Below are 24,300 nucleotides of genomic sequence, written 5' to 3'. Positions count from 1 at the left end.
ATACTTTGAATCGTTACTGTTTGTCCTGGCTGCGGAGCATGAATATATTAATTATAGCCTAAATAGATAGCGACATGATAGGCACTGCCTTGACCATCCCAGAAGAGGAGGTCACCGGGTTGCAGACTGGAAAGAGAGACACCCTAACCAGCATTACTTTGTTGCTGAGAAGTCCGAGGAACCCAAACGCCAGCTTGACCAAAGACGTATTGAACTAAACCGGAGCAATCAAAACCAATTGAGGGACTTGCTCCACCCCAAGCATAGCCGTAACCGGCATCGCACCGCGCAATGTTCGCAATTTGTTGTCCTTTGTTGCTAGGATTGGCACTGCCAGAGTTGCTACCACTGCTAGAACTACCGCCGTTGACGACAGCAACATAGCAGGTGCGTCCCGATCCAGCGGCCGATTCTAAACAGCAGTCGCCTGTAGCTGAAGGTGATTCACAAGCACCAGCTAATAAGACCACTGATTCTACCGCTCCGGCAACGCCTAATGCTCCGGCTAATAATAAGCAACAACAGCCAGCTCAACAGCAAGGAGAAACGCAAACCGGGGCAACTGCAAGTAATGCTAACTGGAAGGCTAATTTTGAAAAAAGTCTCAAAGATAACTACAATGTAACTCCAAGTAAGTATGTCAATATTGGAAATGGTTACTGGCAAGTTTGGGTTAAAGAAGCCGATACGGGTGCTTATCCATACATAACAGTCAACCAGAATACGGGTAATTGTCACGGCTAAAGTTGGCTTAGAAAACTACAGCTAGGTTAACTTACCTAATTAAAGTAAATAGCTAGAAGAAAATAATTATTGTACCGACCCTCAAAAGTTAGATTTTTGGTCCAACTTTTGAGGATCACTACATATTTTCTTCTAGCTATTTGTGACGGGCAGTCTATTTTTAATGAAAGTTTTCCTAAAATCCTAAGGATTAGTTATCAATAAAAGATTAATTTTTTGAAGACTAAGGGTAATTTGAAACCCTCATAAAAGATGGTACAATTTGAACAGGGGGAGAAAGACCCCAGATATCTTAAAAATCAGGGATCAGCTATAATATCAACTAAAGGAGATCAGTACAATGAAAAAATTAATGACTTTTTTAGCAACTTTAAGTGTCCTAGGATTGCTTACAGGCTGTAATTTTCCAGGACATTCTGATTCGGAAAAATCCCAGGTTTCTACAACTAAGGTAAAAACAAAACAGCATCACAAGAAGAAAAAGTCTAGTTCTAAGAAGAAGGAAGCCATCCAAAAACAGACTGAACAACAAGCTAGTTCTCAGTCTTCAACACAGTCTCAGTCAGCGGCTAATTCATCACCAGCTGCAGATAATTCGGCGGCTAATCAGCAAGAACCGGCCAACAATAATGGAACGACAACAAATAAGACGAACAATGACTCCCCTAAGGCTCCGGCTCAAGGACAGCAGGACTCGGCTAGTCAACCGAAAAATAATGTTCCAGCTAATTGGCGCGTGAATTTTGAACAAGACCTTAAAGCAACCTACCATGTAACTCCTAAGGAATACGTCAACGTAGGTAATGGTAAATGGGGCGTGTGGGTAAATGAGGTTGATACCGGAACTGTACCCTATGTGACGGTAGATGAAAATACGGGTAGTTATTATCGTCAATAAGCGTCCGGTAAAAAAGTGAAAATAATTCTTTCTAGAACCACCGAATGAACTTAAAATCATTCGGTGGTTCATTAATCTGAACAGTCTTACCTAGGGGTAAGTGCTAAGACTTGTTTGAGAGCCTTAATTTTTTTGCGAGGTAGGTAACATTCCTTTTGGTCCGCAAAAATAATTTTGGCAGCATGAGCATCAATGATTCGAATATTATGCAGATTGACCACTAAACTTTTACTAACCCGATAAAGTTCCGCGGCTTGCTGGACAACATCACTAAGATTTCCTCGGAATTCTTGGCGTTGCTGATTGGTAACGAGAATGATTTTATGCGGGTTCGGTGAGGTTTCTAAAAAGTCAACTTGCTCTAAGGATAAGACATGAGTCTGTGCCCCTGTCTGGTAAATGAAATGAGTTTGCGGGTCCTTTTCAAATTGTGAAGCCAAGGCAATCCGAATATCTTGAATAACTTGTTCATGAATATGCTCCCAAGTTTGATCTTTTAATATGTAATCGAGCGGTTCTACTTTGGCTTCAATACTGCGGTAAGCGAATTCCTTGTGTTTGGTGATGAAGACGATCTTAGCTCGATGATCATTACAGCGAATAGTTTCAGCAAGTTGTAATCCTCGAGTTGGAGCAGGGGAGAAGCCCAGATCCAGAAAATAAAGTCCTGCTAAATGCGGGTTAGCGGCGATAAAAGTTTCTAAGCGCTGCGGATTATTGAGCGCTAAAATTATCTGCATATTCTTTTCTGGGTACGAGCTAGCATAATCTTTAATTAACATTTTGTATAAAGTCAAAACCTGTGGGTTTTGGGCACATAAAAAAATATTTAGCAATAGAATCCTTCCTTAATGGTTTTAGGAATTAGAAATTAAAAAAAGTGCGAGGCAAACAAACCATAAATCCTATGGGGTTTATTTGGGTGGCACACTCGGATAACCTTTTAAAATGCTTACAAGATGTCTTTAAAGTAACATACTTCATAAAGTTTGTGATAAATCCGTCGCGAAAATAACATTTCTAATCCCAAAAATATAATATAGAATATGGTAATATGTAATAAAACTATAAATTAATCGGAGTTGAAGAAAATGTTTCAAAGCCAAGTGATCTATGAAACCCGGCGAGCCAAAAATTTAACCCAAGTTGAGTTAGCTGCTGGGATCTGTACGCAAAATACAATTTCTAAGTTGGAGAATCATAATATTGCTCCTACGGTGAATATTTTAACCAAGATTTGTAGCCGTTTGGAGCTCACCTTGAACGATGTTTTTACTGAATTTTCCCAAGATCCCCAAGATGATTTGGAGCTGACCTTAAATGATCTTGAAGAAAGTTATTATAACGGAGAATTGGCCGAAGTAAAGACCAAATTACGGGCCCTTAACAAAGTGAAAGCGGCGAAGACCAATCCCCGAACTTTCTTATTGAAAGCTTATCTCCTACTGGACCAAGGAGAATTAGATAACGCCTCCTTCCAAGTTGATTTATTATTGAATCAGATCCAGGCGCAAGAAGACGAAGATTTGGCTTTGATGTTGGCTTATGCTTTAAAAGGTTATATTTATAGCCAAAAGCAGTTGTTAGATCCTGCTGAATACTATTTTAACGAAATTATCAAAAAAGTTAATGCCGCTCAGCATGAAACTTACTCTGATTTAGATATTAAACGTCTTTTATTCTTGTGTAAGAAGTGTAGTGGCCATTATTGTAAGATTGATAATAAAAATAAGGGCTTAAAGATTGCGCAACGCGGATTACAAATTAGTCAAAGTCATCGTAGTAGTCTGTTTGTAGAAGATTTCTATCTGACTTTAGCTCATTTCCAACCAGAGACTAAAGGTCAATTCTTAAAAACGGCCCAAGTCTTTGCTGAATATAATCAAGATCAGATGGTTGTGGAGAAGATTAACGCCCAACTTCAGTAAAATAAAAATAAATGAGTAATTAAAAAATGTGGACTAGAACTTTCTTGATTGAGATCGGAAAGTTCTAGTCCATATTTTTATTTAATTAACTATTGTTCGGTGTTGTCTTTCAAAGCCACTAGATTTTGGTTGTTAGAACTCTTGGCAGCGGCCGGAATAGTTACTAAGAGTTTGTCGGCATAAGAATGTTCAAACTCGGTCACCTTCAGGCTAAATTGATCGAGTTTGATTTGACTATTGAGATGTAATTCAGGATACTTGTCAATCAAATAACCCGCTAAAGTTACACTATCAGATTCCTTGAATTCTTGAATATCGGTTTTAAAATAACGTTGAAAATCATAGAGAGTTGTTTTTCCACTAACCGTATAGGATAAATCACTATTTTTAATAATATACTCTTCGGAAACATTGTCGACTTCGTCTTTGACAGTTCCAAATAGTTCTTCGTAAATATCCTTGTCGGTAACAATCCCACTTGTTCCGCCGTATTCATCAACAACGACGACAATTGGTGTTTGTTTAGCAATCATTTGTTTTAAGATATTTTGAATGGGCATACTTTCGGGAACAGTTACAATAGATCTTAAGATATGACTAATGGATAATTGATCATTAACTTGGCTTTGACGCACAAAGTCATAAGCGTAAACATAGCCGAGAATTTTATCTTTATCGTTTTCAGCTACAACCGGAAAACGAGAGAAACCTTGTTGCAAGTAATCTTTGATGACATCCTTAATAGTATCGGTGATATCGACCACATAGAGACGGGTCCGGTCGATCATAATATCTTTGGCCACCTTGTCATTGAGGTCAAAAGCCCGTTGCATGTAAAGAAGGTCATTTTTATCTAACTGCCCACTGGTTACGGAAGCCTGAGACAAACGGAGAATTTCCGATTGGGTGAAGACTTCACTCTCCGTGTCCGCTGGTTTCATCCCTAACATTTTCACGATCCCGGTAGCGGAGATATTGAGTAACCAGACGAAAGGATAGGCAATGGTATGAAAGACGTGTAGAGGGGTAACGGTCAGATTGAGCATTTTCAGGGGTAAATCAATACTAATATTTTTGGGGACGATTTCAGTCAAAACAACTTGTAAATAGGTGAGTAGTAATAAGGCCACGACCGAACTAACCGCCTTCAAGCTGGTTGAATTTTGGAGAGAAATCCCTAAAATATGGTTAAAAAAAGACCGCAACGTATCTTCGCCAATCCAACCAAGAATTAGGCTGGTAGCGGTCGTTCCGACTTGAGTCGTGGATAAATATTCATTAAGGTTGTTCACCATATGCAAAGCTAATTTAAGTCGCTTCGGATTTCCCTTCTTTTGCGCCAGAGCATCTTCAATTTGGCTGGATCGCGTTGAAACTAGCGCAAATTCCGCTAAAATAAAGAAGAAAGCTAAAACGAAAATAATGACAATCCAAACTAAATTAAATAGTATCTGCGAATCAGACAACTGTTATTCCTCATTTCTAAAACTTTTTCAAGTTAAATTATACCAGTGATAATTGAAGAATCCCAATTTTAATCGGAATTAATCCCTATTAATTGCCAACTAGCTTTAGACTACTAACTAAAGTTATTCAAGTCCAAGAAAGATAAAGTTTTAATTTTTAATGTGGAGACTAAAAGATGAAGAAACCAATTTATGTCCAAATTGCCCAAACTATTCGCGACAATATTATTCATGAACATTATCCAGAACTGAAGTTACCGGATGAAAGGACGCTGACCCAGACTTTTGCGGTGAGTCGGAGCTCGATCAAACGGGCCCTGCAATTATTGGCCGATCAGGGAATCGTTTTTAAAAAGCAGGGGTCAGGAAACTTCATTAATCCCTTATTTTTAAAACAGCAGACGGCCTTGAATTACAATGGTGATAATGTGGGTTTGACTACTTCGATGGTGACCCCCGGCCATGAACAACATATTGAAGTTTTATCCTTGGATGTTGTTTTACCGACCCCTGAAATTCAGCAGAATCTTTTCTTAACTGCCGATGATTTTGTTTACAGCTTTCAGCGCTTGCGAAGCATTGACACAACCCCCATTCTAATTGAACAAAGTTATATTCCCGTTCGTTTATTCCCTAATCTATCCCGCCAATTGTTAAAGCAATCCTTGTTTAACTACTTGGAAAATCAGGAAAATCGGCTTATCAAACGAGCCTATTTAAATTTTCAAGCTGAACCTTCGACACAAAACGATCAAGAACGCTTGCGCCTAGAAAACTGGGAACCCGTGGGAGTAATTACCGGGATTTTTCTGCAAGATGATGGGACGCCGTTCGAATATTCTAGTATGCGTTTGCATTATCAATATTTAAATTTTGCCACTTTAGTCGATTTATCTTGAAAAATTGGAGCGTACCAATTATTATATTGGTTGAAGGCAAGTTGAAATGAAAGTTAAGAATAACTTTCAGGTAGAGAAAAAAGGAGATTTTTGAGCAATGACAGACTACAATAGCTCCGCCTACTTCAAGTTAATGCAGCGCTATTTTGAAGCCGCTAATTATATTTCTGTAGGTCAATTATATTTAAAAGCTAATCCTTTATTAAAGCATCCTCTCACCGCTAGTGATGTTAAAGTCCATCCGATCGGTCACTGGGGCACAATCGCCGGACAAAACTTTATTTATACCCATTTGAACCGGTTAATTAAGAAAAATAATTTAAATATGTTCTACATCGAAGGTCCTGGACATGGTGGCCAAGTGATGGTCTCTAATTCCTATTTAGATGGCAGTTACAGCGAAATTTATCCCGAAATTAGTTCTGATGAAGCCGGAATGGCTCGCTTGTTTAAGCAATTTTCTTTTCCTGGTGGCGTAGCTTCTCATGCCGCACCCGAAACTCCCGGTTCAATTCATGAAGGTGGGGAATTAGGTTATTCCTTATCCCATGGAGTAGGGGCTATTTTGGATAATCCCGACGTTATTGCCGCCGTAGTTGTCGGTGATGGTGAAGCGGAAACCGGTCCTTTAGCCACTTCTTGGTTCTCGAATGTTTTTATCAATCCAGTAAACGATGGCGCGGTACTCCCCATCTTGAATCTCAATGGTTTCAAGATTTCTAATCCGACAATCTTGTCGCGCAAGACTGACCAAGAATTGAGTGAATACTTCCGGGGAATGGGTTGGGAACCATTCTTTGTTGAAGGTGATGATCCAACCGTCATGCATCCGCAAATGGCGCAAGTTATGGATCAGGCTCTGGCACGAATTCAAGAAATTCAAACTCAGGCTCGAAAAGCTGGTGCTGATCAAGCTCAACGTCCAGTTTGGCCAGTAATTATTCTCCGAGCTCCTAAAGGTTGGACGGGTCCGAAAACTTGGGATGGCGCACCGATTGAAGGTTCCTTTAGAGCCCATCAGATTCCAATTCCCGTTGATCAAAAGCATCTCGAACACGTTGGAGCTTTAACTGCCTGGTTGAAATCTTATCATCCCGAAACGGCATTTGATGCTCAAGGTCACTTAGTTCCCGAATTAAAGGCCTTGACGCCAGAGGGTAAGCAACGGATGGCCATGAACCCGATTACCAATGGGGGCCTAGATCCGCAGCCTTTGCAGCTCCCAGATTATCGGAAGTACCAGTTAGCGATTGACCAACCGGGAACTAGAACGGCACAAGATATGATTGAATTCGGTAGTTACTTGCGAGATTTGATTAAATTAAATCCGCATAATTTCCGTCTCTTTGGTCCTGATGAAACGATGTCCAATCGTTTGCAACATATTTTTGAAGCCACTGATCGTCAATGGCTAGAGCCAATTCATGAACCTAATGATCAATTTGAAGCTCCGGCAGGTCGGGTTTTGGATGCTCAGTTATCTGAACATCAGGCTGAAGGTTGGCTGGAAGGCTATACTTTAACTGGTCGACACGGGATCTTTACCAGTTACGAAGCTTTCTTGCGGGTGGTAGATTCGATGTTAACCCAGCATTTCAAATGGCTCCGCAAAGCTGATGAACAAGCTTGGCGGCAGAAGTATCCAGCTTTGAATGTAATTGCCACCTCGACTTCTTTCCAACAAGATCACAATGGCTATACGCACCAAGATCCAGGAATTTTAACTCATTTAGCAGAAAAGAAATCGCAGTATATTCGCGAATATTTACCAGCAGATGCCAATACTTTACTAGCTGTCGCTGATCGGGTCTTGAATGATCAGGAAGTAATTAACTTGATCGTAGCTTCCAAGCAGCCACGTTTACAATTTTATTCCATGGCTGAAGCGGAAAAATTAGTTGATCAAGGCTTGAAGGTTATTGATTGGGCTTCTAATGATCAAGGGCAAAAGCCAGATTTGATTTTTGCGGCTGCCGGTACGGAACCGAACTTAGAAGCTTTAGCAGCGATTGATCTTTTACACGCCCAATTCCCTGATTTGAAGCTGCGTTTTGTTAATGTCGTGGACTTATTGAAATTACAAATTCCAAGTCAAAATCCTCGGGGATTAACTAAAGATCAATTTGAAACGATCTTTACGCCCGAAGTGCCAATTATCTTTGCTTTCCATGGTTATGAGGGCTTGCTTCGCGATATCTTCTATGACCGGCAACGACCACAAATGTACGCTCATGGTTACCGGGAGAATGGGGATATTACGACCCCATTTGATATGCGGGTGGTTAACGAAATGGATCGTTTCCACTTGGCTCGCCATGCAGCTCAATTGGTTTATGGTAGTCAAGCTCAAGACTTTGTGACCACAATGGATCAAAAACTCCAAGCGCATCACGATTATATTCGCACTTACGGTGATGATTTACCGGAAGTGGAAGCCTGGCAATTTCACGGCTTTCAAGATTAATTCTTTTAATAGTTGTAATTAAAAAGGAATCAGTTGGAAAACTTTCGTTTTCGACTGATTCTTTTTTGTGGTCTCTAGAAGAGAATTATTGCTATTAATTTAAGACAAATTAGGCATAGATTATTGACAGACCAATCGGGATAAATAATTATCCTTATTTGGCTTCTAAATAGATGGATCGCAATTGGGCAATTTGCGCATCATCAACTTTGAGGACCTTTTGGAGATAATTAAACCAACTGCCGGACATTTTTTGAACCTCTTCGTCAGCAGCCTGTAAATATTCTTCGTGGACGGTCAAAAGAGATTTGACTGAATCATACATTTGATCGCTGACATTATTGACAGTACTTAACTTTTGGAGGGTTTCATTGATAAAAGGCTTGGAAGTCGTATTAGTTAGTAGGTAATCTTGGACGATGGTTTCACGATCAACGCCTAAAGCTGTCAAAATAAAGATGGCTCCCATTCCGGTCCGGTCTTTACCAGCAGTACAGTGGAACAAAAGGGCGTGGCCTTCTTGGTCATTGGCTAGGAGTTTATCGAAGAAAGTTCGGTAAGCCTTTTGTGCTGAGCTATTAGTAATTAATTCCCGATAAGTTTGAATCATTTGGCGGTGACCATTCAAAGGAACTTTAGACATTCCTTCGATATCGTGTTCCGGTTGTTCTTCCGGCTGATCATCCGCAAATTTTGAAGCCTGAGTTAAATCTTCCCGAAAGACGGGGTTGAAGACATATTCAGCTGAATCTGGAACCCGATCGGGAACTTGTTGACTTTCTTCACTGGAACGAAAATCAATATCATAGGCGATTTGATAATTGTTTAAAAAATCTAAGTCAGCCGGGGATAGATGACCCAGACTGGCCGAACGAACTAACTTATGACTTTTAATCTTTTGACCAGTTTGGGTTTGGTAACCGCCTAATTCCCGAAAATTGATCCCAGCTTCTAATTTTAAAGTTTGCTTAGATTCCATTTTAAAATACCTCCGCAATTTATTCTCCTTATTCTAGCAAAAAAATTCCGAAAAAAATATCCTAAATATTTAGAAAGAATATTTGAAATTCCTCATCGGGAGACGTATTCTGTAATAAAGTAGAGAGGGTGAAGATAATGCATGAATATCAGAGAATTTTAGTTCCTGTTGATGGTTCCAAAGAAGCAGATTTAGCGGTCACTCGCGCCGTCCAAATTGTCCAGCAGAATCAGGCGACACTTGATATTTTAAACGTTTTAGATACCCGGCAATTTTCTGGATCCTATGGTAATTTGTTGACTCATGATGTGATTTACCGGATTGCAGAAGATTCCAAATCTTATTTAGATGAAATGCAAAAAAAGGCTTTGGCTGCGGGTCTCAAAGAAGACCAAGTGAAGATTCATAGTCGTTTTGGCGATCCCAAGACCGTAATTGCCTTAGATTTTTTGAAAGATTATCATGAAGACTTGATTGTTATTGGTTCAACTGGTCTCAATGCGGTGGAACGTTTATTAGTCGGTTCAGTTTCCGCCTATGTGACGCGAAACGCATTGACTGATGTCATGGTTGTGCGTCCAAGTCGAGAAGAATAGCTGGGGTAACCCAGTTTTATTTTGGTAATTGTTGGAAACGATTTGGAAGATGGGGAAGAATTTATGTTATATATTGATTTATCAAACGGGGCGGAGTACTTAAAGTACCCCTATATCAGTCAAGCAATGTCGGAATTTTTTGAAAGTGAGACTCAGTTTGGCGATCAAACTTTACTGTACTTCTTTCATCCGATTCAAAAATTTGTAATTTGTGGAGTTAATCAGGATTTAGAGGCCGAATTAAATTTAGATTATATTCATGAGCATGATATTACGGTAATGCGTCGCGGAGCTGGTGGTGGAGCTGTCTATGTCGATCCGGGTAATTTGACCTATTGTTTTGTCGACACGGATCGGGGAAATAATTATCAAAATTTTGCTTACTATGCGCAGACTGCGCTAGCACTTTTACAGGAATTAGGAGTTCCCGCAGAAATGGGAGGTCGCAATGATTTAACGGTGGACGGGAAAAAGTTTTCAGGGATGTCCTCTGCGCGAGTCGGGGATCGTTTCTCTTGCGGGGGAACCTTGATGGTCGATGTTGATTTGGACGCTGCCTCTTTGGCCTTACATCCCCTGAAAGCCAAGTTACGCTCGAAGGGTGTCAAATCGGTCCATAGTCGGGTCACCAATTTGCGGCAGTATTTTGCCCCGCAATATCAAGATATTACCCTAGAGGAGTTACAAACTTTATTCATCAAAAAAGCTTTTGGGGTTACTGATTTAGCCCAAGTTCCTACCTATCGTATGCAGACTGCTGATTGGGAACGGATGTTAGCTCTAGCTAAAAAGAAATATGGTTCCCCAGCTTGGATCCAAGGACCAAAACGCCCGGGAACCCAGTTTCATGCCCGTCATTTTGCGGGACTGGGAACAGTCGAAGCTAGTTTTTCGGTCGAAAAAGGGATCTTAACTCAGTTGAAACTATATGGGGACTTTTCTTTAGCCTCTGGGAATCTGCAGCTAGTCGAAGCCCAATTGTTGGGGGTTCCTTTCCACAAAGAAAATTTAGTTGAAGCCTTGCAACAAGCCGACTTAAAGCATAATTTAGGCGCTTTTCAACCAGCAGAATTAGCAGAAATGTTGCTCGAAACTCAATATGATGAGGAGGTCTAAGATGGCTGGCGGAGAAATGCTCAGTTCAATTTTTAACCAAAATGAATATTCGACAGCAGCAATGCGGGCAGTTTGGACTGATGAGAGCCGTTTGCGATGTATTTGTCGCTGTGAAACAGCTTTGGCTCAGGCTATGGCTTCCCAGCAATTGATTCCCGCAGCTGCGGCCCAAGAAATCGCTCAAGTTCTGCAGCCGAAAACCTTTAATCTGCGAAAATTGCGGCTGTCAGTTGCTCGTCGAGGCCACTATTTAGCCGGCTTAATGGCTTATGTGCAACCGCGTTTTCAAAATGGAGGTGAACAATATCTCCACCAAGGAGCAGCCAGTGAAGATATTGAAGATACGGCCTACGTTTTACAATTGCAGGCGGCCCACCCCATTTTAATCCGTTATTTAGAGATTGTGATTAAACGGTTGGCACAATTGACTCGGCGTTATCAATCTTCCTTGACGGCTTGTGTAACTCACCGGATTTATGGTTCTTATACAACTTTGGGCTTCAAACTGGGAATTTTTTTAAACGAGTATGAGCATCTTTTAACGGCTTTGGAAAAGCAGACACAGCAGACTTTTTGTGGGAGTTTAGCCAATGCGGATGGTTTGTCGCAGATGATTGGTCCCCAATATCAAGCGGTGGAAGCTAAATTTTGCGAATTACTGGGGCTTGGTGTTCCGGAAATGTACTGGCATACTCAACGCGAGCGTTTTGTTGATTATACTCATTTAGTCACGGAAATTGCGCAGGTGGGAGGCCGTTTGGGGCAAGAGTTGCTTTATATGAGTCAGACTTTGGTGCGGGAGTTTCAAGAACCTTACGCGCCCGAGCGGCAGGGTTCAACCGTTATTCCCACCTCCCGTTGCCCGTATTTATGTGAATCGGTAGTTAACTTAAGTAAGGTGATTCGCAATGAAATGACTTTGATGTATGAACAAATGCAAGTTCATGGCGATAAAGATACCACGGTTTGGCGTAATTTATATGTAGCCCTTCCAGAAATTATGATGTACCTTTCCGGACAGCTGAATTACCTAGGAACTTTATTAAACAAGGGTCAGTTTAACTTAGAGCAGATGCGAGCTAATTTGGATCGCGATGATGGAACCATGTATTCGGGAGCGATTATGAACGCTTTGACACCTCATGTCGGACGTCGACAAGCTCATGCTTATTTGTATCAAGCTCGCTTAACGGCTGAAGCTCAAGGGATTTCCTTGCGAACTAGTATTTTACAAAGTCCGGAGATTACGCAAGTTTTATCAGCGGAGCAATTAACGGATATTATGACTCCCCAAGTAGAACGAATTCCCAATGCGGTCACTAAAGTAGACCAAATTTTACAATTATTTCAAGAGCATCATCAGCAATTATTCCAGGAGGTTTTTAACTAATGCAAACAAATTTAGATTCCACGACGACAACTGATGCCCAATATTTTTGGCAAGAAAAGCAAGCGAACGGCCATTTGCGCCTCGGCTTGAATGCTCAAGGTCAAGATGAAGTTGGAGAGGTCTCCTTTGTTGACTATCCGGATGATTTGACTAGTTTACAAGTTGGTGATGTCCTGGCTTCCGTGGAAAGTTCCAAGTCTGTCTTGGATTTGTATACCCCAATAGCGGGAAAAGTAGCAAAACTCAATGTTGCCTTGTTGGAACATCCCGAGCAACTTAATGCAACTGATCAAAAATTGAATTGGCTAGTTGAATTGTACTAAGATTAAAAGATAAAGATTTAAGATAAAATCAAGACAGGAAAATTACACGGCCAAGGTAAAGGAAACTTAAATAGAGCAAGCAGACGAAGATTCGAATAAAAATAATTTTTGTTCGAATTTTCGTCTGCTTTGAAGTAGATTAGTCTTTTTTCGGTGGTCTTTGATCGAAGACCTTCGAGAGAGATTTTTCTAACGAAGTTTTTGGAGATCAATTAAGCAGGGTAACTAGTCAGCGCTGGGGGAAAAAGCTATAATTGATTTGATTATGGAAAAGCTCCATGGAGGATTCTAAAATGAAAACAGAAGTTTTAAGCCAAGTCGCTGATTGGCTAGAAGAACACAGCACCGCCGTAGCTGATCGAGAAGTACAGCTAGATTGTAACTCAATTTATGCGGCCTTAAATCAACTCCAAGTTCTAAAACGGCCGCTCACGGAATATTGGAAAATGACGGAAGCTAATTATGACCAAACGGAATCTGATCACCGTTTAACTTTACAAAATGATCAGCAAGCATTGGAAGAACTGGCTGATCGAGTTTTAGTCAACCATGTTGATGGTAGTTTAGCCCCCGTCCAATTGAATTTTAGTTATAATCATGAAAATCCGTTTGTAGATGGAGAATATTTGGTGACGACTGATTTACACGTTGTCGAATATGCCTTGTCGGTTTTGGGAGCAGTTGCTGCCAATACTGATGGAACCGTGATTGCCCAGACTTTATCAGCAGATGCGGTCCTTTCGATCGGTTTAGCGGTTCACGCAATTGAAGCTTGGCAACAAGACTAAATAAAGGTTATTTGCAATTTCTGACTAAATTATTTAAGATGATTATTTAAATTAAAATTATTTCGGAGGGTTATCATGGCGATCACTTATGTACGTAAAGTGCGAGCTGCCGAATTAAAGACTGTGGTTCGGATCATTAATGAAGCTAAGCAGGTTCTCCAAAGTCGAAATGTTGATCTATGGCAAAAGGGTTATCCTGATCAAACCGTTTTAAAAGATGATATTGCTCGCCAAATTGCTTACTTTTTAATTTGTGATGAACAAATTGTCGGAGTCGCTGCTTTGGAAGATCAAGGTGAGGCTCATTATGAACAGTTAATTGAAGGGTCTTGGTCCAAAGACTCCAAAGAGCAGTATGCGGTTATTCATCGGGTAGCTATTTGTCAGGGACATCAGGGAGAAGGTCTAGCCTCCACTTTTATTCAACATTTACTCTCGGTCGCCGCCGTGGCGGACTTTAAAGATATTCGGATTGATACCCATGTTGATAATGTACCGATGCAACATGTGATTTTAAAGAATGGTTTTCAACAGTGTGGCCGTTTAGAAGATAGTTTACACACACCTTGTTTTGCTTATCAGAAGTTTATTTGATAAAGTTGGATTGCATAACTCGGGCAGTAGTTAGTTAATTAGTGAGAGGAAGGAGTGATGAATCCGTGCCGATTCGTCTTTGGTCGAAACGAATTTTTCATGATCGTCAACAAGCGCGTTCCGGAGTGGTGCCTGTTACTCATCAGGGACAGGCTTACCAATTACAAAATGCGCGGAATTTTCAAATCCTCTGGCCACTAACTTCGGGGCCGATTTATTACCGTTCACCGTGGCATTGGCGTTGGCAAAAGGTTCCCGCAAATTTACGGAGCTATGTAGCTGATTATTTTCAAGAAGTTACAGCGACTATTGCGCCTCAGTTAGCGCCGGAGTCAGCTACTTTAGCGGTGATCACGGATACCCATATTAAATTTACTCCGAGTCGGAGTTATTACGGCTTTAATGGTTGGCAACATTTACAAGAATTTTTTACTTTAAGTCAAAAATTGCCCAGCGATTTGTTGCTTCATTTGGGGGATGTGATCGATGGTAGTGATAATCCGACCACTGATCGCCAGTTTTTACAACAAGTCGGCCAAAGCTTTGACCAACAAAAAAAGCCCTTCTGGATCTTGAAGGGCAATCACGATGATCATGATAAGTTTGATGAACATCAGCCGGGGCATCGGGCGACCTTCACCGCGGATACTTTTGAACATTATATTGGGAATTTGCAACTTCAACAAACAGCTGTTCAGACAGTTGAGCAAGTTCCGGGTTTTGGCTACTGGGATCATGGATCAGTCCGAGTGATTTTTCTAAATACTTCAGATGTGCCTTTTACGCTAACCCCACAGGGGCGGCGAATTTACGATCATAAATTAGTTTTAGGAATGCAACAGCGCCAGATTCAAGCGCTAATTAAAGTCTTGGAAGACTCTGCCAATCGCACGATTTTAATTTGTAGTCACGCTAATCTAGTGACCGCTAAGGGTCGAAATGGTTTGCAACATAATGGTAAATTAGTCCATGATTTGTTACGAGCTTTTAATCAAGGATTAAGCGGGCGAGTCGATCATCATGAGGCAGAATCAAAGTTTGATGTGCAAGCAAGCTTTGATTTTCGGACGAACCAAACGGGGCGAATTCGAGCTTGTTTAGCCGGACATCGCCATTTAGAAACCAATTTTCAAGTTGATCAGATTAATTATATTATTTTAAATAATTCTGCTTTAATGGGTCGTCGGCATGGTTTGACGACACGTTATAACCGGGCTTGGGATCGCAAGCTAGGGGAAGTATCCGAGTTTGCCGGTTATGTGGTTAATTTGAATCCGCAGACGGGTTGGCTATATGTCTGGGGATATGGGGCTGCCAGCCCTGTGCGAAAATTTAAAGTCTAAATTTAAGTTTAACTTAGATTGAGTACATTTGCTATAATGCAAGTACGTAGACTAACACAAAGGAACGTGAACTATTATCGATAATCAGAGTTTACCTCAATTTACACCTCTCATTTTAGGCAGTGATATTAATGCTTATGGATTTGCGCGTTCATTTTATGAGATTACACATCAACCGGTGCAAGCTTATGCGGAAGAAGCCCTAGCACCCACTAAGTATTCCAAAATCATTGATCTTCATTTACAAGCGGGATTTAAAGAAGATCCCGGTTTTATGACTAAGATGCGGGAATTAATGCGGCAGTATGCAGATCATTTAGAACCAGTTATTTTACTGGCCATGGGTGATGGTTACGCAGAATTAATTGCGAAACATAAGGCAGAACTTGCGCAGGTTTTTATTTGCCCATATGTCGACTATGACTTATTACGAAAATTAAATAATAAAGAATCTTTTTATGAAATTTGTCAACAATATGAATTGCCACATCCAAAGACAAAAATTATCACGAAAGAAATGTATTTAACGCAAACGGATCTTGAAGTGCCATTTGCTTTTCCAGTAGCTTTGAAGCCGACTAATAGTGTTGAATGGCTCTCAATTCGTTTTGAAGGGCGCAAGAAGGCCTTTACAATTCATTCACTGGCAGAGTATCAAGATATTGTGGCCAAGATTTATGACCACGGTTATACTTCCGACTTGATCTTACAGGAATTTATTCCGGGTGATGATTCGCACATGCGAGTGGTTAATGCTTATGTTGACCAGTACCATCATGTGAAAATGATGTGTTTGGGTCATCCCTTATTAGAGGATCCTACCCCGCAATCAATTGGTAATTATGTGGCGATTTTACCGGAATATAATCAAAAATTATACGATCGTCTGCAGCGTTTTTTAGAGGAAATCAATTATACTGGTTTTGCTAATTTTGACATGAAGTACGATGATCGTGATCAAGAATTTAAACTTTTTGAAATTAATCTCCGGCAAGGACGGAGTAGTTTTTACGTTACTTTAAATGGTTATAATTTAGCTCAAATGGTGGTTGAAGATTATGTAACCCAAACTTTAGATCCGGCACCAACGATCTATGGAAATAAAAATAAGGCGCAACACCAACTTTGGTTAGGGGTTCCCGCGGGCGTCTTTAAAAAGTATGCTTTAGAAAATAAATATAAAGAATATGCTTTAGAGCTGTTGCGGCAAGATCGTTATGGAACAACCGTCTTTTTTAAAGGTGATTTAAGCTTCAAGCGCTGGTTGCTGATGAATTATATGTTTTATCGCTATCATGGTCGCTTCCGGCGTTATTTTGCGGAAAACAAGGGACAAGATTTATAAAATAATGGGGGGTATCAACAATGGCTAAGGACGAACAACAACTCAAGGAATATCGGGTTCAGGCCCGGCACTATCACAAGATCTTACTAGCAATTGATGTCGATGATTTTACTTCTTCGCAGCCTGCATTTGATTATGGCTGTAGTTTGGCATTACAAGAACAGGCTGAAGTAGGAATTACAACAGTTGTGGAAAGTCATGATATTAGTGTTTTTGACAGTTTATCACCTGCCAAAATGGATGATAAGCGTTTGGAAGCAGCCCATATTTTGTTGGAGTATGTTAAAAAAGCGCAAGCCTTTGGTTTGGAAGGCGTCCATCCCCTTTTGGCAGAAGGAGTTCCTGAGAAAGCCATTTTGGAAGAGGTTATTCCTGCCTTTAAACCCGACTTGGTAGTTGTTGGTTCGGAAGCTAAGAAGATTAATGGCAAAACCATTGGTTTGCAGGCTGAAAGAATTGCTGAAAAAGCACCGATTAGTGTGCTCGTTGTCCGTTAATAAAGTAAAGCGAGGAATTGAAGATGCAAAAAGCGCAAGTTGCCGGGGGTGTGGGGGATAATGCCCAAGCTCAAGTAAAGAGTTATCAAGATAATTTATACTTAGCCGTGAATGGAAAATGGTTGGAAACAGCCGAAATTCCGGCGGATCGTTCCAGTATTGGGAGCTTTCGAACTTTGGATCTCGGGGTTGAGAAGCAATTGATGGCTGATTTTGCCGCCTTTGCCAGCGGAGACAAAGAAATTCCCAATGCTTTATTAGCGCAAGCGGTAGCTTTGTATCGAATTGCGAGTGACATTTCTCGCCGAGATCAAGCCGGTTTTACCCCAGCGCAGAAGCAGTATGATGTAATTAAACAGACCAACACTTGGGAGCAGTATTTGACCCAATTGCCACAGTGGTTAGCTAGTGCTTATCCGCTTCCTTTCGGAGTCAATGTTGAAGCAGATATGAAAGACACACAACATCATAAATTGTATTTATCTGCTCCCAGTTTGATTTTACCGGATACCACTTACTATGCTGCTGATAATGAACAAGGTCCCCAATTATTAGCTTTGTATCGCAAACTAGGAATCCAATTATTACAAAAAGCAGGTGAAACAGCTACTCAAGCAACCCAATTGCTGGACTTAGCCCTGCAATTTGACCAATCGTTAGTTAAGTATGTCAAAAGTGCGGAAGAACACGCGGACTATGTCAAAGAGTATAATCCACAAACAATGACCGATTTTGCCGCTCAAGGTGGCGAAATTGACTTTGCCACGCTCTTAGATGGTTTAGTTCAGACTTCTGTAGAAGAGGTTATTGTTACTGAACCCCGCTATTATGCGGCCTTTAAGCAACTAGTTAATAAACAAACTTACCCGCAAGTTCAAGCCTGGACTTTAGTTCAATATGTCTTTAGCGTTAGTTCTTACTTGAGTCAAGAACTTCGCCAAATTGCCGGACAGTATAGCCTTGCCTTGAGTGGAGTTCAGGAATTACGCAGTCCAATTAAGCAAGCTTATAGTATTACCAACCAAATGTTTTCCGAACCAATTGGTCAGTATTATGGGCAAACTTATTTTGGAGCGCAAGCTAAAGCCGATGTTGAACGAATGATTCATAAGATGATCGCGGTTTATGAACAACGGATTGAAAATAATACTTGGTTGGGAACGGCGACCAAGCAAGAAGCAATCAAGAAATTGCAGCATATCATTCTGAAAATTGGTTATCCCGAAGAAGTGGAAGCTGTTTATCACCAGCTAAAGGTTGATCCCCAGGCTGATCTATTAACTAATATTCAACAACTCCAGCAAGTCCTTTTGGATGATCGTTGGGCCAGCTATCAGAAACCAGTTGATCGCAAGCGTTGGGATATGCCGGGACACTTAGTCAATGCTTGTTATGATTCTTTGTGTAACGATGTCACTTTTCCGGCCGCAATTTTACAGGCTCCGTTTTACAGTCTGGAACAATCTTCTAGTGAAAACTACGGCGGAATTGGTGCCGTTATTGCTCATGAGATTTCTCACGGCTTTGATAATAACGGCTCGCATTTTGATGAATACGGCAATTTAAATGACTGGTGGACCCCGGAAGACTATGCAACCTTTGAAAAGTTAACCCAAGCGATGGTTGATGAATTTGATGGCTTATCTGTCCATGGTGGTCAAGTAAACGGCAAGTTAACAGTTAGTGAAAATGTTGCTGATGCTGGTGGTTTGAGTTGTGCCTTAGAAGCCGTTAAGAGTGAGGCTGATGTTGATTTGCGAGCCTTCTTCATCAACTGGGCTCGGGTCTGGCAAGTCAAGATGCAGCCAAAATACGGGCAAATGTTACTCAAGATTGATGTTCATGCACCGGATTGTTTCCGGGCTAATGTCCAAGCCCAAAATATGGATGATTTTTATCCGACCTTCAAGGTAACAGAAAACGATGGCATGTGGTTGGCTCCTGAAAAGCGGGTCAATATTTGGTAATAAAATAGGATTTCTTTCCCCTCAAACTAGCAGAAAACTGGTGTGAGGGGCTTATTTTTTTGATGATCCTCGCAGCAAAATTTAAAAATTTGAGTTATAATTTTAATAAAGCGTTAACAATGGAGGTTAAAATTTATGTTTCCAAGCAACTTTCTCTGGGGGGCTTCTTTGTCAGCCCATCAAACCGAGGGGGCAGTCAACGAAGATGGTAAATCACCTTCAGTGCAAGATACCAGACCTCGGAGTAATTCTCAAATTGCCGATTTTACTGTCGCCAGTGATCATTATCACCGTTATCGGGAAGATATTAAATTATTAGCCCAAATGGGAGCCAAGGCTTTAAGGATATCCTTACCTTGGACGCGAATTATTCCTGATGGAGTAAGCGAGGTTAACCAAAAGGCTGTGGCCCACTACCGGAATGTTTTTCAAACGATGCAAGAATATCAAATTCAACCCCTGGTAACGACTTATCATTTTGATCTCCCCCAAGTTCTCCAAGATCAAGGGGGCTGGACTAATCGGGCCACGGTTGACGCCTATGAAAATTATGTGCGCGTCTTATTTCAGGAATTTGGCGATCAAGTTTCCCACTGGCTCACGATTAACGAACCCAATATTATGTTGTTAGCGGATCAGAAGATTTTGGGCTTTCATTACACTCACCAAGAACGTTATCAAGCTTTCTATAATTTAATGATTGCTGAAAAAAAGGCTTTTCAAGCTTGTCACCAATTGGTTCCTGGTGGGCAAATCGGTCCCGTCCCAAATATTTCTTATGTTTATCCCGGAAGTTGTCGGCCGCAAGATATTCGGGCGGCGGCAACCTTTAACGCAGTGCGGAATTGGGGCTATCTAGATTTTTCGGTGCGCGGATTGATCAATCCCTTGTTGCAAGCTTACTTACGAAAAACTGGCGTCGATTTGCAGATTTTACCCGAAGATCAAGAATTAGTGACCCATAATTTCCCGGACTTTTTGGGGATTAATTATTATACAAGTGTCACCGTCGAATATCCGCAAGCTGGGCAAGATCGTCAAAATGGAATTAGTGATCAACAGTCGGAAGATGTTTATGAAAAAGACTTTTACAAGGGTTTGACCAATCCCTATTTGGAAAAAAATGATTTCAACTGGACTGTTGATCCCCTTGGTTTACAAACTACTTTAGAATTAATTAACGATCGTTATCATCGGCCAATTTATATCACGGAAAATGGTCTCGGAGCTTATGATGAATTGACTCCGGACCACAAAATTCATGATCAATATCGGATTGATTATCTCCAAAGTCATTTGGAAAGCATTCAAGAGGCCATGGTTAATGGGGTAGATGTCCAAGGTTACTTGCCCTGGTCGGCAATTGATTTAGTCAGTGTGCATGAAGGAATGAAAAAACGTTACGGTCTAATTTATGTTGACCGAACGGAGGAAGATTTAAAGACTTTAAACCGTTATCCTAAAGATAGTTATTACTGGTATCAAGGAGTGATTGAGCACGGTGAGGTGAACGGAAATGCAACTACTTTTTAAGTTTTTAAACCAATATTTATTTCCCCCGTTAAATAAACTCGCTAATACCAAAGCGATCCGGGGAATTATGAACGCCAGCTTAGCGGCGGTGCCCTTTACGATTGTGGCCTCGATTTTCTTGATCTTGAATAATCTTCCCCAGATTTTGCCTTTTTGGGCGGCCAGTATCCAACCGTTTTTGAATCGTTTTAGTAGCTTTTATATGTTAGGAAATACGATGGCTTTAGGCTCGATTGCCATCTACTATGCTCTAGCTTTAGGCTACTACTATGTTGAAGAATATCGGCGTGCCGGCGAAGAAGAGTTAAATTCATTCACCGGTGCCTTATTAGCCTTATTTGGCTTTCTCTTGACGATTCCCGCTATTACTTGGACTAATCAGGGGGGCCAAGGATTAACCAAGCAATTAGGTCCGCAAAATCAATTAATTGCCGGAATTAATTTTGCCAATGGCTGGTTGACACGTTTTGGTGGTGTCGGAATCTTTATTGCGATTGTCACCGGAATTTTGGTGGTGCAATTGTACCGCGTCTGTATCAATCGTCATTGGACAATTAAGATGCCTGCTGGAGTGCCAGAAGGGGTCAGCCGTTCCTTTGCTTCCTTAGTGCCAGCAATGGTTGTTGCTTTTGTAATGATTAGCTTAAATATTATTTTAAGTTGGTGTCACACCGACCTCCATCAGTTGCTGGCAGCACCCTTTGGCTTCGTCAAAAACCTGACTGGTTCTTGGCTGGGGATGTTGTTGATCTTATTATTGATCCATCTCTTGTGGGTTGTTGGAGTCCACGGGACCGCAATTATCAAAAACAGTTTTATTAATCCAATTTTGTTAGTTGCTTTGACTGAAAATATTAACGGTCACCATAATGTTTTTGCCGGTGATTTTATCAATATATGGGTCTTTATTGGGGGTGCCGGCGGGACCTTAGGGCTAGTAATTTTAATGACTTGGTTCGCGCAATCCCAGCAATTAAAGACTCTCGGCAAAACGGCCTTACTCCCGGCTATTTTTAATATTAATGAACCCGTTATCTTTGGGGCGCCGATTGTTTATAACCCTTATTTGATGGTACCTTTTATTATCAATCCGCTAGTTTTGGCCTCGGTGGCCTATGCTGCCGTTAAATTTCATTTAGTCGGCGTGGTCAATAGTTCGATTGCTTGGATTTTACCCGTCGGGATGGGAGCCTTCTTAGGAACTAGCGGCAATTTAATGGCCGCAGTCGTGGCCTTTGTCAACTTAGCTCTTTCCGTTGTGATTTACTATCCTTTCTTTAAATTATATGATCGCAAGTTAGTTCAACAAGAACAGGCAGAAACAGCCGCATAAGCAAGAGAAAAGACGCCGGTCAACTGCACCAGCGTCTTTTTTAGAAGAAATAATTTAAAGTTATTTATAAATTTTGGTATTGATAAATTCCAGAACGGCTAAAGTAATTAAACCGCAACCCAAAATTCGGAAGAAGAAGCGCAACATATCAAAAGGATTAAAGATTAGAGTGAAACCGACGAAAATCAAGAGAAAAGAATACAGATAATCGAGCCAAGGATTGATGTTAATAAACTTCCGGTCGCTCCAAGCATTGAAGAATTGGTTAACCCCGTTGATTAGGAGAAGCACTCCTAAAATTAAAGGTAAAAGAGGCAAGAGCAGGTGAGCCACGGGAAAGATCAGGAAGGCCAAAATTAGAGAAATTACCGCGGTTGCGTAAGGAGTTGTATTATTACTGTGACTGCGGGTTAGAAGCCAGCCGTCGTGCAGGGCGATTAAGGCTAAGCCCGTTAAATAAAAAGAAATTAAATATAAAATTAGATTTAAACTTCGATCAGGATTAATAACAATAATTGTACCGGCCAAGAATAAAAATAAGATCCGCAACCAACGATACCAATGGAATTGGCGGGTATAACGTTTCATGGATTCACCTGTCTTTAAATTAATTTGATAACGCAACTATTTTAATGAGAAAGAACCTGAAAAGCAAGTTCTTTTAAGTGCGATTTTTGTAACTTACCACTGGCAGTGTGCGGTAAATGCTGCACATGACGAAATTCAACTGGAACTTGGTAATGGGCCAAGTGTTGGCGACCAAATTCACGCAACTGAATGTCAGTTAAAGTAGCTTCTCCGACATAATAGGCAATTGGAACAGCTCCCCATTTGGAATCTGTTTGGTCAGTAACGGCAATTTCTTGGATTCCGGGATAAGTTTGATAGACATTTTCAATTTGATTAGGAAAAATATTTTCTCCGCCGGAAATAAACATTTCATCTAAACGTCCTTGAACATACAAAAATCCTTCTGGGTCAAGATAACCCACGTCCCCCGTTTTGAACCAACCATCGGCAGTCAGCTGCCGGACAAAAAGCTCGGGCTGTTGCCAGTAACCGGGAGTGAGGGCCGGCGATTGAACTTGAATTTCTCCTTGTCCCTGGACGTTGGCTTGAGCAATACGGATTTGGTTGCTGAAAAGAGCCTGCCCACTGGAACCCAATTTCCGCGCGGCGTCTTGGGGCTTAAGGGCAACCACATTAGAGCAAGTTTCCGTCATTCCATAGGATTGGATAGTGGGAATTCCTTGTTGTTGGCACTGTTTTAGGGTTCCGGCATCTAAAGGTCCGCCACCCAAAAACATCAGCCGAAATTGTGAATTGTAAGTTTGTTTTTGGGGATTAACTCGCAAAAGTTCCTTGAGCATGGTCGGAACGACCGACATAATCGTAATTGCTTCTTGAACTAAGAGCTTGTGGCAGCGTTGGGGATCAAATTGTTTTTCTAGATAGATGGGAATCCCGTAGATCAACGACCGCAGCAGAATGGAAAAACCAGAAATATGAAATAAAGGGACGACGCAAAGCCAGGCATCGGCTTGCGTGACTTGAAAGTTCAATAAAGTATTCATGGCTGAAGCCCAGTGATTTCCGTAAGTTTGGAGCACCCCTTTGGGCTTGCCGGTACTGCCAGAAGTATACATCAGGCTAGCGACAGCTTCGAGTTGGACGTCGGCCGGAGTGTAGGCTTGAACCGGTAATTGTGCAAGCATCGCCGAGGTAACCAAGGTTAGTTGCGAACTAGTCGACACTAAGCTGGCCAATTCTGGGCGGTCAACTAAACACCACTTAGCTTGGGACTGTTGAACTTGAGTTTGTAAAGTGGTTTGATCAAGGCGCGGGTTGAGAAAAATAAGGCGGGCCCCCAGCTGTTGCAGAGCTAAGAGGTTAAAATAAGTAGTCCGACTATTAAAACCCAAAATAGCCACGGGAGAATCCTGAGTAATGCCCAAGGAAACTAAGCGCTTGGCTAACTGCCGCGCCTTTTGAGCGACTTCTTGAAAAGTATATTTTTGCCCTTGATAGACGAGAGCAGTCTGCTTAGGTGACAGACGGGCTCGTTTGGTGAGCCAATTTTCCACAGCTGATTCACAC

General features: G+C 41.2%; 23 protein-coding genes and 1 pseudogene. 17 read left to right on the top strand and 7 right to left on the bottom strand.

All coding sequences use genetic code 11. The features are described from left to right. Positions 1 to 47: 47 nt before the first annotated feature. Both HU830_RS09185 and HU830_RS08870 read right to left on the bottom strand, forming a co-directional pair. A pseudogene (locus tag HU830_RS09185) lies at positions 48 to 239 on the bottom strand (C40 family peptidase). Then, positions 215 to 382, bottom strand: coding sequence for a hypothetical protein (locus tag HU830_RS08870; RefSeq protein ID WP_228765790.1), 168 nt, complete (start codon positions 380 to 382; stop codon positions 215 to 217). Before HU830_RS08870 ends, HU830_RS09185 begins: the two are co-directional and overlap by 25 nt. A gap of 5 nt (positions 383 to 387) precedes the next feature. Between HU830_RS08870 and HU830_RS04470 the strand changes: the two genes are divergently transcribed. Beyond that, positions 388 to 744: a hypothetical protein gene (locus HU830_RS04470; RefSeq protein ID WP_176942585.1), complete on the top strand. Its 357-nt coding sequence runs from the start codon at positions 388 to 390 to the stop codon at positions 742 to 744. A 340-nt stretch (positions 745 to 1,084) separates the two neighbouring features. Then, positions 1,085 to 1,642 carry a hypothetical protein gene (locus tag HU830_RS04465; protein ID WP_176942584.1) on the top strand — a complete coding sequence of 186 codons (558 nt, stop codon included), beginning with the start codon at positions 1,085 to 1,087 and terminating at the stop codon, positions 1,640 to 1,642. Positions 1,643 to 1,728: 86 nt separating this feature from the next. Here the strand turns inward: HU830_RS04465 and HU830_RS04460 are convergent, their stop codons facing one another. Continuing rightward, positions 1,729 to 2,478, bottom strand: coding sequence for a LytR/AlgR family response regulator transcription factor (locus HU830_RS04460; RefSeq protein WP_176942583.1), 750 nt, complete (start codon positions 2,476 to 2,478; stop codon positions 1,729 to 1,731). A gap of 255 nt (positions 2,479 to 2,733) precedes the next feature. On the opposite strand from HU830_RS04460, the gene HU830_RS04455 reads away from it, so the two are divergent. Beyond that, a complete protein-coding gene (locus HU830_RS04455; RefSeq protein WP_176942582.1) occupies positions 2,734 to 3,570 on the top strand; it encodes a helix-turn-helix domain-containing protein in 837 nt (278 codons plus the stop codon). A gap of 89 nt (positions 3,571 to 3,659) precedes the next feature. Here the strand turns inward: HU830_RS04455 and HU830_RS04450 are convergent, their stop codons facing one another. Next, positions 3,660 to 5,036: a hemolysin family protein gene (locus HU830_RS04450; protein WP_176942581.1), complete on the bottom strand. Its 1,377-nt coding sequence runs from the start codon at positions 5,034 to 5,036 to the stop codon at positions 3,660 to 3,662. A gap of 176 nt (positions 5,037 to 5,212) precedes the next feature. Here HU830_RS04450 and HU830_RS04445 point away from each other — a divergent pair, with 176 nt between their 5' ends. Together HU830_RS04445 and HU830_RS04440 are read left to right on the top strand one after the other, a co-directional pair. Further along, positions 5,213 to 5,935, top strand: a complete 723-nt coding sequence (locus HU830_RS04445) for a GntR family transcriptional regulator (RefSeq protein WP_176942580.1) — start codon at positions 5,213 to 5,215, stop codon at positions 5,933 to 5,935. Positions 5,936 to 6,032: 97 nt separating this feature from the next. Continuing rightward, positions 6,033 to 8,399, top strand: a complete 2,367-nt coding sequence (locus tag HU830_RS04440; RefSeq protein ID WP_176942579.1) for a phosphoketolase family protein — start codon at positions 6,033 to 6,035, stop codon at positions 8,397 to 8,399. Positions 8,400 to 8,553: 154 nt separating this feature from the next. On the opposite strand, the gene HU830_RS04435 is transcribed toward HU830_RS04440, so the two are convergent. After that, positions 8,554 to 9,378 (bottom strand): tyrosine-protein phosphatase, encoded by an 825-nt coding sequence (locus HU830_RS04435; RefSeq protein WP_176942578.1) that lies wholly within the window; start codon positions 9,376 to 9,378, stop codon positions 8,554 to 8,556. Between the two features lie 134 nt (positions 9,379 to 9,512). On the opposite strand from HU830_RS04435, the gene HU830_RS04430 reads away from it, so the two are divergent. From HU830_RS04430 to HU830_RS04375, 12 genes are all read left to right on the top strand, one after another. Further along, positions 9,513 to 9,974: a universal stress protein gene (locus tag HU830_RS04430; RefSeq protein WP_176942649.1), complete on the top strand. Its 462-nt coding sequence runs from the start codon at positions 9,513 to 9,515 to the stop codon at positions 9,972 to 9,974. 63 nt (positions 9,975 to 10,037) lie between these two features. Continuing rightward, positions 10,038 to 11,090: a lipoate--protein ligase gene (locus HU830_RS04425; protein WP_176942577.1), complete on the top strand. Its 1,053-nt coding sequence runs from the start codon at positions 10,038 to 10,040 to the stop codon at positions 11,088 to 11,090. 1 nt (position 11,091) lies between these two features. Next, entirely contained in the window at positions 11,092 to 12,480 is a 1,389-nt protein-coding gene (locus HU830_RS04420) for a lyase family protein (RefSeq protein ID WP_176942576.1), read from the top strand. Next, positions 12,480 to 12,803, top strand: a complete 324-nt coding sequence (locus HU830_RS04415; protein WP_176942575.1) for a glycine cleavage system protein H — start codon at positions 12,480 to 12,482, stop codon at positions 12,801 to 12,803. The genes HU830_RS04420 and HU830_RS04415 overlap by 1 nt, the downstream gene beginning before the upstream one ends. 293 nt (positions 12,804 to 13,096) lie before the next feature. Further along, positions 13,097 to 13,591 (top strand): hypothetical protein, encoded by a 495-nt coding sequence (locus HU830_RS04410; RefSeq protein ID WP_176942574.1) that lies wholly within the window; start codon positions 13,097 to 13,099, stop codon positions 13,589 to 13,591. Positions 13,592 to 13,666: 75 nt separating this feature from the next. Further along, complete coding sequence (locus HU830_RS04405) at positions 13,667 to 14,185, top strand: GNAT family N-acetyltransferase (RefSeq protein WP_176942573.1); 519 nt, start codon at positions 13,667 to 13,669, stop codon at positions 14,183 to 14,185. 65 nt (positions 14,186 to 14,250) lie between these two features. Then, on the top strand, positions 14,251 to 15,528 hold the full coding sequence (locus HU830_RS04400; protein ID WP_176942572.1) for a metallophosphoesterase family protein: 1,278 nt from the start codon (positions 14,251 to 14,253) through the stop codon (positions 15,526 to 15,528). 73 nt (positions 15,529 to 15,601) lie between these two features. Further along, positions 15,602 to 16,873 carry a carboxylate--amine ligase gene (locus HU830_RS04395; RefSeq protein ID WP_407647480.1) on the top strand — a complete coding sequence of 424 codons (1,272 nt, stop codon included), beginning with the start codon at positions 15,602 to 15,604 and terminating at the stop codon, positions 16,871 to 16,873. 20 nt (positions 16,874 to 16,893) lie between these two features. Further along, positions 16,894 to 17,370 (top strand): universal stress protein, encoded by a 477-nt coding sequence (locus HU830_RS04390; RefSeq protein WP_176942571.1) that lies wholly within the window; start codon positions 16,894 to 16,896, stop codon positions 17,368 to 17,370. A 23-nt stretch (positions 17,371 to 17,393) separates the two neighbouring features. Next, positions 17,394 to 19,337 carry a M13 family metallopeptidase gene (locus HU830_RS04385; RefSeq protein ID WP_176942570.1) on the top strand — a complete coding sequence of 648 codons (1,944 nt, stop codon included), beginning with the start codon at positions 17,394 to 17,396 and terminating at the stop codon, positions 19,335 to 19,337. Positions 19,338 to 19,472: 135 nt separating this feature from the next. After that, the gene (locus tag HU830_RS04380; protein WP_176942569.1) at positions 19,473 to 20,870 is read left to right on the top strand and encodes a glycoside hydrolase family 1 protein; all 1,398 of its coding nucleotides are present in this window, start codon (positions 19,473 to 19,475) and stop codon (positions 20,868 to 20,870) included. After that, the gene (locus tag HU830_RS04375; protein WP_176942568.1) at positions 20,854 to 22,203 is read left to right on the top strand and encodes a PTS transporter subunit EIIC; all 1,350 of its coding nucleotides are present in this window, start codon (positions 20,854 to 20,856) and stop codon (positions 22,201 to 22,203) included. The genes HU830_RS04380 and HU830_RS04375 overlap by 17 nt, the downstream gene beginning before the upstream one ends. A gap of 60 nt (positions 22,204 to 22,263) precedes the next feature. Here the strand turns inward: HU830_RS04375 and HU830_RS04370 are convergent, their stop codons facing one another. Both HU830_RS04370 and HU830_RS04365 read right to left on the bottom strand, forming a co-directional pair. After that, positions 22,264 to 22,791, bottom strand: coding sequence for a DUF308 domain-containing protein (locus tag HU830_RS04370; protein WP_176942567.1), 528 nt, complete (start codon positions 22,789 to 22,791; stop codon positions 22,264 to 22,266). A 41-nt stretch (positions 22,792 to 22,832) separates the two neighbouring features. Further along, entirely contained in the window at positions 22,833 to 24,287 is a 1,455-nt protein-coding gene (locus HU830_RS04365; protein WP_176942566.1) for an o-succinylbenzoate--CoA ligase, read from the bottom strand. Between the last annotated feature and the right edge of the window lie 13 nt (positions 24,288 to 24,300).

This window comes from Bombilactobacillus apium, assembly GCF_013385145.1.
In the GTDB taxonomy this organism is placed as follows: domain Bacteria; phylum Bacillota; class Bacilli; order Lactobacillales; family Lactobacillaceae; genus Bombilactobacillus; species Bombilactobacillus apium.
This window is presented reverse-complemented; position numbering and strand designations above follow the sequence as displayed.